Source organism: Shimazuella sp. NTD248 (assembly GCF_059510395.1).
Genome location: NZ_JCAJZT010000004.1, coordinates 332,644 through 345,601 on the forward strand (window position 1 = coordinate 332,644; position 12,958 = coordinate 345,601).

Consider the following 12,958-nt stretch of genomic DNA (forward strand, 5'->3'; position numbering starts at 1 on the left):
AGAGGAGCAGCTGCCCGCCGCGCCGTTATAATTGATCTTTATACTTATTTTTCTTTACCTTTTGTTTATTTTTGATTACGATAAAGGTATGAATCTCCATTCGGGAGATACTTTGACTGGGGAGGACCCATGAAGAAGCCCATGGCTTCGAGTCTGATTGTGCTGGGCACTGTGGCGCTCGCTCTGACCGGCTGTTCCTTCAAGGGTGGTTCGGCGTCATCGCCGTACTACCCCGAAACGGGGACGGCTGGTCTGTCGGTGCCGGAGGACCCGTTCAAGAAGTGCGCCGACCACGACAACTACGTGGTGACCTACAAGGACAACGGCAAGCGGGTCAAGCGGTGCTACCAGCCGCCGTACGCGCCCAGGCTGCCTCGGGTGTACGACTGGAAGGTCGTCAGCTCGAAGCCGGCGTGTGACCGCGACGAGTACATCGCGAAGGTCCCGATGCTCAAGAAGCAGGCCAATCTGCGAGAGTGGAAGAAGCCGCAGTACTTCTGCTTCGACTATGTGGCGGGCTCCGACAAGGGCAAGAAGCGCAAGGCCACGGCCACGCCGGTGAGCACGTCCAAGACGACGCCGACGTGGAAGCCGTCCACGCCGGGAACGTCGAAGACGCTCAACCCGTCGGGGACGCCGTCCAAGGCGAAGACGCTGACCCCGCCGAAGAGCCTGACCTCCGGCGGCACGTCTTCGGGCGGCAGCTCGGGTGGTTCGTCTTCGGGCGGCAGCTCGGGTAGCTCGTCTTCGAGCGGCAAGACCTCGGGTGGCGGCAAGCGCGGCAGGTAACCAGTCAAATGTGGCGGACACTCGTCTCTCTATGACAAACGTCAAGGAGAGCGGTGTCCGCCGCGTGATTTTATGGGAAAATATAAGTATCTTATTTTGTTAAAAAGAAGAAGTTACAAAAAAAATAACTTTTTGATACATTTTTCTGCACAATAATGTATAATAACTCATTGAGATGAATTTTTATTAATCAGGAGCGGATGAATGATGAGTAAAGAGAAAATTGTACTTGCCTATTCTGGCGGTTTAGATACTTCTGTAGCAATTCGCTGGTTGACGGAAAACTATGGATATGATGTGATTGCTGTTGCGCTTGATGTAGGTGAAGGAAAAGATTTGGATTTTGTCAAAGAAAAAGCGCTGAAAGTAGGAGCAATAAAGTCAATTGTTGTCGACGCAAAAGAACATTTCGCAAAACACTTTCTCGAGTCTGCCTTAAAAGCCAATGCGATGTATGAAGGGAAATATCCTCTCGTTTCTGCGTTGTCTCGTCCTTTGATCTCACAGATTTTGGTGCAAGTAGCAGAGGAAGAAGGAGCAGTTGCTGTTGCACATGGATGTACCGGAAAAGGAAACGACCAAGTGAGATTTGATCTTTCCGTTCAAGCTTTGAATCCAAATCTCAAAGTAATTGCTCCCGTTCGGGAATGGGCGATGTCTCGCGATGAAGAGATCAAATATGCTCAAGAGCACAATATTCCAATCCCGATTGATTTAGATAATCCTTACAGTGTGGACCAAAACCTTTGGGGACGAAGCTGTGAATGCGGGGTATTGGAAAACCCTTGGACTGCTCCGCCAGAAGGTGCTTATGAGTTGACGAAATCTATCGATGATACTCCAGATGAAGCAGTAGAAGTAGTAATTACTTTTGAAAAAGGGATTCCAACGGCATTAGACGGTGTAAACCTGCCTTTTCATCAATTGATCACCACATTAAACAAAATTGCAGGCGAACATGGTGTCGGTCGAATTGATCATGTAGAAAACCGATTAGTGGGAATCAAGTCACGGGAAGTATATGAGTGCCCAGCAGCGATCACATTGATTACTGCACATAGAGAGTTAGAATATTTGACTTTGACTCGCGATGTAGCGAGATTTAAACCATCTATCGAACAAAAATGGGCAGAGCTCGCTTACGATGGTCTATGGTTCTCTCCTTTGAAATTGGCATTGGATGCCTTTGTTGATGAAACGCAAAAATTTGTAACAGGTGATGTGCGTGTGAGATTGTACAAAGGAACCGCAGTAGTTACAGGACGGGAATCAGAGTACTCTTTGTATAACGAACAGTTGGCTACTTATTCCACAGATGATACGTTTGATCATCAAGCAGCTGTCGGCTTTATTAAATTATGGGGATTACCAACGCATATTTATGCAACGATACATGAAGATGAGGTGAAAGCAGATGAAACTTTGGGGCGGTCGCTTTACCAAGTCGACGGATCAACTGGCGCTTGAATTCCAAGCATCGATATCTTTTGATCAAAAGTTAGTGATGGAAGATATCATTGGAAGTATCGTGCATGTAGAGATGCTTGGTGCCAATGAAATTTTGACCATCGAAGAGACCGAAACGATCAAAGCTGGTCTGAAAACGTTATTGGAAAAAGCAAAAGCTGGAGAATTGCAATATACAGTAGAACATGAAGATATTCATATGAATATTGAAAAAATGCTGATTGATCTCATCGGACCAGTTGGGGGTAAGTTACATACAGGTCGGAGCAGAAATGATCAAAGTGCATTGGATGTGCATCTGTATGCGAGAAGAAAAACAGTGGAACTGGTGGAACAAGCAGTTGTTTTTTCTGAAGCACTACTCACACAGGCAGAGAAAAATGTAGATACTCTGTTACCCGGGTATACGCATTTGCAACGTGCACAACCAGTGAGATTTGCCCACCACTTGCTCGCTTATGCGAGTATGCTGGAGCGAGATATGGGTAGATTAATCGATAGTTATAAGCGGACAGATATGTGTCCGCTTGGAGCAGGGGCGATTGCAGGTACTACTTTCCCTATCGATCGACAATATGTCAAAAATCGTCTCCATTTTGCAAACCTCTATGAAAATAGCATGGACGCGGTGAGCGATCGCGATTATATTGTAGAGTTAACTTCAGCATGTTCCTTGATCATGGTGCATTTGTCACGGTTGGCCGAAGAACTTATTCTATGGACGAGTGAAGAATTTCAATATGTTGAACTTGACGATGCTTACTGTACAGGCAGCAGTATGATGCCGCAGAAAAAAAATCCAGATATTCCTGAACTGGTCAGAGGGAAAACAGGGAGAGTTTTTGGGGGTATGATGGGTCTTTTGACCATGCTAAAAGCTCTGCCGCTCAGCTTTAACAAAGATATGCAAGAGGACAAAGAAGCTTTGTTTGATGCAGTAGAAACAACGGAAAATTGTCTAACCTTGATGAGTGCTGTTATCGAAACGATGGTTGTCAAAAAGGAAAAAATGTTACAAAATATACAACAGAGTTATTCCAACGCAACAGATTTAGCAGACTATTTGGCTTCAAAAGGAGTACCATTTCGACAAGCGCATGAAATTACCGGAAAGACGGTACTTTATGCTATTTCAAAACAAAAATATTTACTGGCATTGTCGTTAGATGAATACCAACAATTCTCTCCCATCATAGAAGAAGATATCTATACTTTTTTAGCAGAAGAAAATGTAGTAGAAGCTAGAAAGAGTGAAGGTGGCACAGCTAGAGCACAAGTCGAGAATCAATTAATATTAAGACGTCGTTCTCTCAATGAGACAAAGCAATGGTTGAAAACAGTGGAAACTGCTCAGCAACTTATTCAAGTCTAATATTTGGTTTTTCTTGCCAACGATGAAAAAGACAAGATCTGTTATAATAAGTCTCCAGTAAGTATTATTGCTTATACTGGAGATTTTTGCTGTCAAATTTGAATATATCATCATTTAGAAAAATATTAGTCTAGGAAACGTTAAGAATGATGCTATAATAGGAAACAGGTTTTTTGGACAGGGGATTCTTTTACTCTAAAAAAACAAGTGTTGATAGCATATTGGAAGAGAGCTTCTTTTCTTTTGATTACCAAATACTGTTGACTTGGAATGTTATTCTTTATTTATCGACTATAATTCCTATTAAAAGAGGAAACTGAGAGAAGTTTCGAGAAATACCTGAACTACCTATCCTAAGTGGTAGGCAAAATCGCTAACGACAAATGCTGTGCTAAAACGGAAGGTGATTTTATGATAGAAATGCACGATGTATGGAAAGTCTATCCCAATGGAATTGAAGCACTGCGCGGGATCGATGTAAAGGTAGACCAAGGTGAATTTGTCTATATAGTAGGACCAAGTGGTGCAGGGAAAAGTTCTTTTATCAAACTCATGTACCGGGAAGAAAAACCAACTCATGGTGTTGTTTTGATTAATGGTGTGAATGTAAAACGTGTGCGTGACTGGAAAATTCCTTATGTGAGACGTCGGATTGGTGTCGTGTTCCAAGACTATAAATTATTGCCGCACTTATCTGCATATGAGAATGTTGCATTTGCAATGGAGGCAGTTGAAACACCAAAACGAGAAATGAAGCCTCGCGTTCAAGAAGTGTTAGAGTTAGTCGGATTGGGAGATAGAATGAAGGCCTTGCCATCTCAGTTATCTGGTGGAGAGCAGCAGCGGGTATCCATTGCTCGGGCGATTGTCAATAACCCGACATTTATCATCGCAGACGAGCCTACTGGTAACTTAGACCCAGAAAACTCCTGGGATATCATGTACCTATTAGAAGAGATTAACGCACGTGGCACAACAGTCGTTATGGCAACACACAATAAAGAAATCGTAAATACGATGCGCCAACGAGTTATTGCGATTGAACAAGGCGTGATTGTGCGAGACGAATTGGGAGGCGAATACGGTTATGAAGATTGAAACCTTAAGTCGCCATTTTCGCGAAGCGTATCGCGGAATCATGAAAAACTCATGGATGAGTTTTGCGGCAATGGGGACTGTAGCTGTAACACTTTTGATTTTTGGGGTGTTCCTTATATTTGCGTTTAACATCAATTACTTGACCAAAGAATTGGACAAGCAATTAGCTGTTCGAGCATCTCTTCAAGATGGCATGCCTAAAACCAAACAAGTAGAGATTCTCAATAAAGTGAAACAAAATCCGCTCGTGAAAAAAGCTGATCTTGTCCCTAAAGATCAAGGTTTAGAAGAGATGAAGAAAAGCTGGGGAGATGCAAACTTTATCGAAGGTTTGAAGTCTGGGGACCAAAACCCATTACCAGATATTATTCGAATCGAGCCAAGCGACCCTAAAAAAGTAAATCAACTAGAATCACAAGTTAAAAGCATCGATGGTATTGTAGCAGCAGACTCTGGTGGTGGAGTGACTCAAACCTTACTTGGATTCTCTGGTGTGGTTCGAAATGTCATTCTTATTTTCGGTATCGCATTGTCCGTGTTAGCTGCATTTCTCATCTCCAACACCATTAAACTGACCATTTTTGCAAGACGGAAAGAAATAGAAGTTATGAGACTTGTAGGTGCGAGTAACTGGTTTATTCGCTGGCCATTTTTCATCGAGGGTGCTTTTATCGGAGTAGTAGGTGCTATATTACCGATAGGAATTTTGCTGATTTTGTACCAAGCATTTTTCAATACAGTAAATTCAGGTGCTGCATATACCGTTATTCAGATGATGCCAGTAACTTCCCTTGGGACATATTTATCTGTCAGTACATTTATTTTAGGTGCATTAATTGGTATCTCGGGTAGTTTACTCTCTATTCGTAAGTTCCTCAAAATATAGGATTTTGACATCATAGAACTTGGGGGGGTTATATGAGACGCCTATTTATTGCTAGCCTGTCTATTTGCTTGGCATTAAGTATATGGGGTGCAGATGCTTATGCTGCACCTTCAAAGAAATCGGAACAACAAGAAAAGCTTAAGCAAATACAAGAGAATAAAAAATCGAAAAATCAACAGCTCGGACAAGTTCAGACTGAATTGAACAAGTTGAAGAAGGAAATCGCACCGATTGAAAAACAAATGGATCAATATGATACTCAGCTTCAACAACTGAATAAAGACATCGCAGCAAACGAAATATTGTTAAAGCAACAGCAAAAACAGTTAAATACAAGAGTGATTCATCTTTATCAAAGTGGCGAAATGGGCTATATGGGACAATTGATTTCGGCCAAATCTTTTAGTGAGTTTTTTGCTCGTGTAGAAGGTATTCGTCTCATTGTGAAGAATGATAGTAACTTGTTGAAAGAATACAAGCAAACAGCAAAGTCTATTGCGGATAAAAAGAAATCCATTGAGGTTTTACGAGCAAAGATTCAACCGCTTTTTGCAAAAGAAAAAGCAAAAATCGCAGAAATCGAAAAGAAAACACAAGGGATCAGCAAGGAACTTGCTAATATTCAACATGATGAAGAAGCGACGGAAGCAGCTATTAAAGAGCAAGAGCGATTGGAAAAATTAGCGTCTCAGCAATATAGTGGGAATTTTGGTACAGGAGAATTGATGAAACCTGGTATCGGGTCCATCACGTCTTACTATGGTTCTCGTTGGGGCAGGAAACACAAAGGTATAGACATAGATGATAACAAGTCTGGTTCTAATGGAAAGAAAATTTTTGCAGCGGATGACGGAGTAGTTATTTTGACTAAGTCTGATCCTGATGGTTTTGGGTATTACATTGTCATCAAACATTCAGATGAGTTATCCACCTTATATGGTCATATGTATCGAAGCACTGTGCGTGTGTCAGTCGGAGATCGAGTCAAAAAAGGACAATGGATTGCAGATATCGGCAACAACGGACGCTCTACTGGATCACATCTTCATTTTGAAGTACATAAAAATGGAGATGCAGTTGATCCGATGCCATACATATCTTAATAGCTACATTCTTTCTGGGAGGACGTTGAGTTGCATAAGACAAAGCGAATACTCACCGCTACGATAGCTGTTTTGGTTTGTGCCAGTATAATTGTAGGCAGCAGCACCGAAGTGGATGCCAAAACAACACGTGAAGAAATATTGCAAATCCGCAAAGATAAGTTGAAAGTGATGGATTCCATTGCAAGCGGAAATAAGACATTAGAAAAATATAATGCACAGATGGCAGCAAGTCAAAAAGCGATTGATGATGTGCAAGTTCAAGTAGACAAAGTGTCCGTTCAAAAAAAAGAAGCAGAACAAAAAGAAGTATACTTCCAGAAACAATTTAATAAGCGACTCCGCGAATTGTATGAAAAAGGTGAAACAGGTTATATGTCTGTTCTGCTTCAATCCAATAACTTTAATGAGTTTTTGGCACGGTTTGAGTATGTTCGGTTACTTGCACAACAAGACTATGCTTTGTTAGAAGACCGTAAAAAAGCAACAGCAGCAGTACAAGCACAGATCGATAAGTTGAACGAATTAATCGCAAAACAGCAAAAAGAAGTAGATAAATCAAAAGTTGCTTTTAATAAAATGATGGCAGAACTAAACAAGAGTAAAGGGAAATTAAAGGAACTCCAAGGCATGGAAGATGCCAACGAGTCTGAATTGATCGATATCAATAAAGATCTGATAAGCAGCGGAAAATTAAAATTTGCTTATACAGGACCATTGCAAAAACCAATGAGCTATCCCATTACATCTGGATTTAAATTCCGTTGGGGCAGGATGCATGAAGGGATTGACTTTGGGACTCAAGGAAAAATAGGAATTCCATATAGAGCAGCAGCTGACGGTGTTGTAGTAGAAAGTCGTGTATCTTCTGGATATGGATGGCTTATCACCATCTATCATGGAGAATATAATGGGCAACCTTTCTATACTCGATATGCACATAGTTATCCCTATGAAGTAAAAGTAAAAGTAGGACAAGAAGTATCCAAAGGAGAAATTATTTCTGCGGTTGGGAATAATGGGCACTCTACAGGTCCTCACCTCCACTTTGAAGTGCGAATTGGTTATGGTGCCAAACCGCCTGCGAAAGACCCAATGAACTATTTTGGTGGTTAATCCATTTGGTATATAGCATAAAAGAAGGACATCCGGTAACGCTTTTGAAGCGTGAAAGATGTCCTCCTTCTATTTCTCAAATGATAGGAATATGTTAGAGTAGAACCAAAATGGACGGGCATAATGGAGAGTTCCGTTTTTCGTGTTACATCATAAAGAGACTGGATCACGTTGTTGATGAAGAAAGGGCTGGAGAAATGACTTTTCGTAGTAGAACAGTTGCGCTTATGGTGATAGCAGCTATGGCTCTAGGTAGTTTGCTGACTTCCTTGTTTTTTATGGGACAGGAATCAAGCAGCTCACCTAATCAAGTTTCAAGTGAGTCAAAAGAATATAAAGCATATGAAGAAAAACTGAAAAAGACCTATGATACTATCCGCAGCAGCTATGTGAGAAATATTTCGGATCAAGCTCTAATGGATGGTGCTTTGCGCGGCATGATCGCAGCTCTAGGTGATCCGCATTCTGAGTATATGAATCCTCAAGAAGCAAAACAATTTCTTTCGTCCATTATGAATTCTTCTTTTTCCGGGATAGGTGCTGGCGTTATGATGAAGGATGGTCAAGTGACGATCGAATCAATTGTTAAGGACTCACCAGCGGAACACGCAGGGTTGCAAGTAAATGATCAAATTCGCAAAGTGGATGGAAAGAGTATCATTGGTCTTAAATTAAACGAAGCAGTAGCCAAGATCAGGGGTCCAAAAGGAACCAAAGTTACATTGGAAGTCGTGCGAGGAGGAGGGGTGCCTTTTACGGTTACTGCGGTCAGAAAAGATATTCCACAACAAACGGTTAGTAATAAAATGTTGGATAATCGGATTGGATACATTGGTATTTCTCAATTTTCACAGTCAACCGATAAAGAATTTTTCACTTCCATCTCGCAGTTAGAAAAGAAAAAAATGAAAGGTCTTATTATTGATCTGCGAGGTAATCCCGGTGGACTGTTAGCTGTAGTAGTGAAAATGTGTGAACAGTTGCTTCCCGAAGGAAAAATCATTGTGAGTACACAAGACAAGGCAGGAAACAAAGAAGTATATCGTTCAAAAGCAACTCAGTTAAAATCATATCCCATCACGATATTGGTAGATGGAAGCAGTGCTAGTGCAGCAGAGATCATGGCCGCCGCTTTCCAACAGTCAGGCGGGTATACGGTGATCGGTCAGAAAACGTATGGAAAAGGAAGTGTTCAATCCAGTATTGAATATTCCGATGGCAGTAATTTAAAACTGACGATCGCAAAATGGTTGACTCCAAATGGTACATGGATCGATCAACATGGTGGGACAAAAGGACTATCACCAAATATTGAAGTTTCTCCATTTGCTTTTACACAAGCGAATTTACCAGCAGGAAAGCAAACCTGGAAACCGGATAGCAATTCTACCGATGTGAAAAATATGCAGTTAATTTTAGATGCGCTTGGTTTTAAACCTGGTAGAACTGATGGCTATTTTGATACTCGTACAGAGGCTGCATTGAAAAATTTCCAAAAATCCAATAAAATCTCAGAAAATGGAAATTTAGATACACAGACAGCAAAATATTTGGGAATTGCATACCAAAGTTTATTGCGTGATCCAAAGAACGATAAACAATTGCAGACTGCTATCCAATTTCTGGCTCATATTAGTGAATAAATAGTGAACTCAAAGGAATATTTGGTACTTATGCCGAAACCCTCTCTATTAGATGTTTGCACTGGAGGGGGTTCCTTTTGCATCTAGAGTTTATGAAAACTTGGCTATTTCTATGGACAGAGCCACTATGGGTTATTGCATTGTTACTTCCAATCTTGTTTACAATTTATACAAACCTCTTAGAGCGAAAGCATTTTGGCCATATTGTGGAGGCACCGCTACCAGCCATACTCCGAACGTGTTGTTATGGATTATTGACTGGATTTGCACTTTCTTTGGCATTATCTTCCTTTATGTTCGAAATAAATAAAGACGAATTATTTTTAGTTTGGATGATGACGATTTCTTTTGCTATTTTTCGTAGACGTTTTGCCTGTATCGCTTACTCTGTGGGGTTTATTTCTTTGCTTCATTTAGCCCTGCCTTATATGTACATAAGTGTTTTACCGATCGGACTAGTGAAGTGGTATTACGTAGTGGAGCATTTCTCAGTGGTGAATTGGCTGTATATCGTTGGTTTTGCTCACTTCTTAGAATGGATTTTAATTCGTGCAGAAGGTTCTATTTCCAGTACACCCGTCCGACTTGATCATATATCTGGAAAGAGTGTACCAGGTTATCTGCTCGCAAAAACTTGGCCTATTTCCTTTGTTGCTTTTACTCCAGCAGGATGGCTGCCATTACCTATCATGATGGGATTTGCTAGTAAAACATGCTCAAGACCACTCAAACAAAAAAAGAGGCTTATTTCTACGCTCACGTTGTTATATGCAAGTACACTGATTACGATATTATGGTTAGCAACCTTCCAAAAGGAATTGCTATGGATAGCTGCCATTTTTGCATTGTTTGGTCATGAAGTAATGTATCTTTGGAGCCGATTTATGGAAAGACGCAAGGCACCATTGTTTGTCTCTGATGAAAAAGGGTTAAAAGTGTTAGCTGTTCTTCCACAAACTCCTGCTGCTGTATTAGGAATCAAGACTGGAGATATCATCCATCGTTTAAATGGAGTGCGTATTCAGACAGCAGCCGATTTGGAACAAGCTGTTTCACTCTCATCATTTTGTAAGTTAGAAATATTAGATGAACAATATGACAGCCACTTTCTTCAGCGGGCGATTTATGAGAAAGATCCCATGAATCTTGGGATAGTAGGAGCAGAGAAGCTATTTGAGTGAAAAAATTCGATCAAATATCAAAGCCTTTCCATGATAATCAGGGAAGGTTTTTTATTTGATGCTATATAACTGAGTAGACATTTAATTTTGGAATATATCGTGGATTCATGTAAGAATGAAGACATAAATGACTGCCCCCTCCCAATTACATCGGAAGGGGGCTGATCACAACGAAACCTACGCTGCGACCTTGGGCAATTGACCAACTTCTACCATGAGACTACAGTTGTATGTACTCAAACGGTGTCAGAAGGCCCTAGTTTCATATGATTCCATGATTCTGGGGTAGACTTGGAACTGTGGTAGAGGAGGAGTATTGTCTTCCAACTCCGGCAAAGCCCTATGCCACTTGGTGATGTTGGTGTCAGGCAAGCAAGCTTCAATGCGCCTTACTTGCTCCGACATAGCTTTCGCTGTTTTTGGGGCCTTTGCCTTTTCTTTTGCATGTTGGACGAAGGCTTCCAAAAATTTCTGTACCACAGTAACGGAGTTTCGATTTTGCGGCCAGGTTGTACCAGTTTCGAGTTCAAGGAATTCTTGCAAATCCCTATTTTTTGCGATCGTTGTCAAGGAATTATGGAGCAAGTCCTTGGCAGTGCTCATGGTTTCCTCAAGCGGCAAATCATCCTTAATCAGCCTGAGAGATTCAAGGTTAGTGATCGCATGGTATGCTTGAAATGTGTAAAATACAGGCATCATGTCTTGATGCCTTGTAAAGTCCAGACCTGCTCCACTAAAGGTAGACCAATAATCCCGAACACGTTGGATTTGGATAAGTGTCCCAGCCAGTCGTGCTAGGTGATCCTTCATAAGCATCAAACTACGCTCGAAAGCTGCACGAACCGGAAACAGCGTGATCCCTGCACGATTGAAGTATCCACAGAGATAGGCTACTGAAACAGTTCCCATGAACAGGTACTGGACTGCCTCTGCATAGGAGATTGCTACCAAAGTCGGGGAAGCGACCCAGCATCCAATCGCCAAAATGACGGAGCTCAGGAACATGATGGTGGAAGAGATTTGAGTTTGTTTGTGAGCCCCCAACACCTCTCCCACACATACGTAGACAGCCCAAAGGCCATTTACCCATACGTATAGAAGGAGCAGCCAAACTGCCATCTTCGAGACGATCGGATCATCTGTGAAGATTCCAACCACAGCTTTTCCAAACATAAGTTGGATCGTCCATGAAACAATACTACCCACGAGTACGGTCCCAAGCGCCCACCGAATGTAATGGGCTACTTGTTTGTTTTTCTCGATCATGGGACCCACCACAGGGGTAATAGAAGAGAAGACTCCTCTCATCCAAGTGATGTAGAACACTCCTTGGACGACGTTAAAGATTCGATTGGCAGCGAGGGCCTCAGTTCCAGTTCCAGCGAGAATGGCAAAGTAATAAATCATCCCCAATTGATTGGAGACATTTCCCAAAGCCTTGGGGAATGCTTGGCTGAGAATCTTCTTCTGAATCGTCCAGTCGATTTGCCATTGCAGGTAAGTGCCTGCATAGCGAAGGAATGTCGAAATGATCCAAACCGTTCCGATCAGAGAAGACAGCACACCTGCACATGCAGCTCCCATCAGCCCGAGATGCAGCGGGTAGATGAGTACGTAGTCCAGCAATAGATGGAGGATGATCATTGCAAAGCCTGTGTATGTAGCAGACTTTTGCAATTTGAGTCCTTGTAGTCCGTCTCTTGCCACACCAAACAGGGCTGGAAACATACATGTTCCGCCGACCATTTGCAGGTAGATCACTCCACTGGCAGTTGCTTCTACACCATAGAGTGTAAGCAGTTGTCTAGCAAAGACGACGGCAACCGCACCCAATGCTAGGCAAAGAAAGCAGCTCAGATAGAGAGCTTGGAGGAGATACTTCCATGCCTCGGTTTTGTTTTTTGAGGTCGAAGTGTAGTAGTTCGTTACGGAACCAATTGTTGCGTAGATCGCAAGTTGGATCAGCAGTACGTTTCCGGAGATGGTCACGGCTTCGATTGCCGACAGCCCGATTCGGGTGATGAAAAGAGTGTCGACAAATCCTTCAATCGCAGTGAGCAAGGCAAGTAGCATCGGTCGCCAGCCCAAATGGATCATCGATTTTAGCGGGTGCTCTTTCTCTTTCATAACCTTCCTTTAAGTTAGGGAGCACATACTTCAATTGTAGTCGAAAAATAGGAGAATTCATATATTTGAAAATCCTATAGAAGCGATAAAAAATTAGATTTTGCATCCTGATTACCGGAACGAATGTTTTCGCTTGACAGCGAAAGTATGTTATAATGTTGGATGTTGTGAATAGA

The 12,958-nt window shown here is 42.0% G+C and carries 10 protein-coding genes; 9 read left to right on the forward strand and 1 reads right to left on the reverse strand.

The genetic code is table 11. The features are described from left to right. Positions 1 to 129: 129 nt before the first annotated feature. From AC5WOE_RS11355 to AC5WOE_RS11395, 9 genes are all read left to right on the forward strand, one after another. On the forward strand, positions 130 to 789 hold the full coding sequence (locus tag AC5WOE_RS11355) for a hypothetical protein (protein WP_496052623.1): 660 nt from the start codon (positions 130 to 132) through the stop codon (positions 787 to 789). A gap of 207 nt (positions 790 to 996) precedes the next feature. Then, positions 997 to 2,256 (forward strand): argininosuccinate synthase, encoded by a 1,260-nt coding sequence (locus tag AC5WOE_RS11360; RefSeq protein ID WP_496050306.1) that lies wholly within the window; start codon positions 997 to 999, stop codon positions 2,254 to 2,256. Then, the gene (argH, locus tag AC5WOE_RS11365; RefSeq protein ID WP_496052624.1) at positions 2,204 to 3,628 is read left to right on the forward strand and encodes an argininosuccinate lyase; all 1,425 of its coding nucleotides are present in this window, start codon (positions 2,204 to 2,206) and stop codon (positions 3,626 to 3,628) included. Before AC5WOE_RS11360 ends, argH begins: the two co-directional genes overlap by 53 nt. Positions 3,629 to 4,039: 411 nt before the next feature. Continuing rightward, positions 4,040 to 4,726: a cell division ATP-binding protein FtsE gene (gene ftsE / locus AC5WOE_RS11370; RefSeq protein ID WP_240875885.1), complete on the forward strand. Its 687-nt coding sequence runs from the start codon at positions 4,040 to 4,042 to the stop codon at positions 4,724 to 4,726. Continuing rightward, the gene (ftsX, locus tag AC5WOE_RS11375; RefSeq protein ID WP_496050308.1) at positions 4,716 to 5,612 is read left to right on the forward strand and encodes a permease-like cell division protein FtsX; all 897 of its coding nucleotides are present in this window, start codon (positions 4,716 to 4,718) and stop codon (positions 5,610 to 5,612) included. The genes ftsE and ftsX overlap by 11 nt, the downstream gene beginning before the upstream one ends. 32 nt (positions 5,613 to 5,644) lie before the next feature. Further along, positions 5,645 to 6,715 carry a murein hydrolase activator EnvC family protein gene (locus tag AC5WOE_RS11380; RefSeq protein WP_496050309.1) on the forward strand — a complete coding sequence of 357 codons (1,071 nt, stop codon included), beginning with the start codon at positions 5,645 to 5,647 and terminating at the stop codon, positions 6,713 to 6,715. A 30-nt stretch (positions 6,716 to 6,745) separates the two neighbouring features. Next, a complete protein-coding gene (locus tag AC5WOE_RS11385; RefSeq protein WP_496050310.1) occupies positions 6,746 to 7,831 on the forward strand; it encodes a murein hydrolase activator EnvC family protein in 1,086 nt (361 codons plus the stop codon). A 110-nt stretch (positions 7,832 to 7,941) separates the two neighbouring features. Next, on the forward strand, positions 7,942 to 9,474 hold the full coding sequence (locus AC5WOE_RS11390; protein ID WP_496052625.1) for a S41 family peptidase: 1,533 nt from the start codon (positions 7,942 to 7,944) through the stop codon (positions 9,472 to 9,474). Positions 9,475 to 9,551: 77 nt separating this feature from the next. Next, positions 9,552 to 10,655, forward strand: coding sequence for a PDZ domain-containing protein (locus AC5WOE_RS11395; RefSeq protein ID WP_496050312.1), 1,104 nt, complete (start codon positions 9,552 to 9,554; stop codon positions 10,653 to 10,655). Positions 10,656 to 10,901: 246 nt separating this feature from the next. Here the strand turns inward: AC5WOE_RS11395 and AC5WOE_RS11400 are convergent, their stop codons facing one another. Next, positions 10,902 to 12,782 carry an MATE family efflux transporter gene (locus AC5WOE_RS11400; protein WP_496052626.1) on the reverse strand — a complete coding sequence of 627 codons (1,881 nt, stop codon included), beginning with the start codon at positions 12,780 to 12,782 and terminating at the stop codon, positions 10,902 to 10,904. Between the last annotated feature and the right edge of the window lie 176 nt (positions 12,783 to 12,958).

Coding starts and splice junctions, on each gene's coding strand:
- AC5WOE_RS11360 (WP_496050306.1), top strand. CDS start 997: ATGAGTAAAGAGAAAATTGTACTTGCCTATTCTGGCGGTTTAGATACT.
- AC5WOE_RS11380 (WP_496050309.1), top strand. CDS start 5,645: ATGAGACGCCTATTTATTGCTAGCCTGTCTATTTGCTTGGCATTAAGT.
- AC5WOE_RS11390 (WP_496052625.1), top strand. CDS start 7,942: ATGGACGGGCATAATGGAGAGTTCCGTTTTTCGTGTTACATCATAAAG.
- AC5WOE_RS11355 (WP_496052623.1), top strand. CDS start 130: ATGAAGAAGCCCATGGCTTCGAGTCTGATTGTGCTGGGCACTGTGGCG.
- ftsX (WP_496050308.1), top strand. CDS start 4,716: ATGAAGATTGAAACCTTAAGTCGCCATTTTCGCGAAGCGTATCGCGGA.
- AC5WOE_RS11400 (WP_496052626.1), bottom strand. CDS start 12,782: ATGAAAGAGAAAGAGCACCCGCTAAAATCGATGATCCATTTGGGCTGG.
- argH (WP_496052624.1), top strand. CDS start 2,204: ATGAAACTTTGGGGCGGTCGCTTTACCAAGTCGACGGATCAACTGGCG.
- ftsE (WP_240875885.1), top strand. CDS start 4,040: ATGATAGAAATGCACGATGTATGGAAAGTCTATCCCAATGGAATTGAA.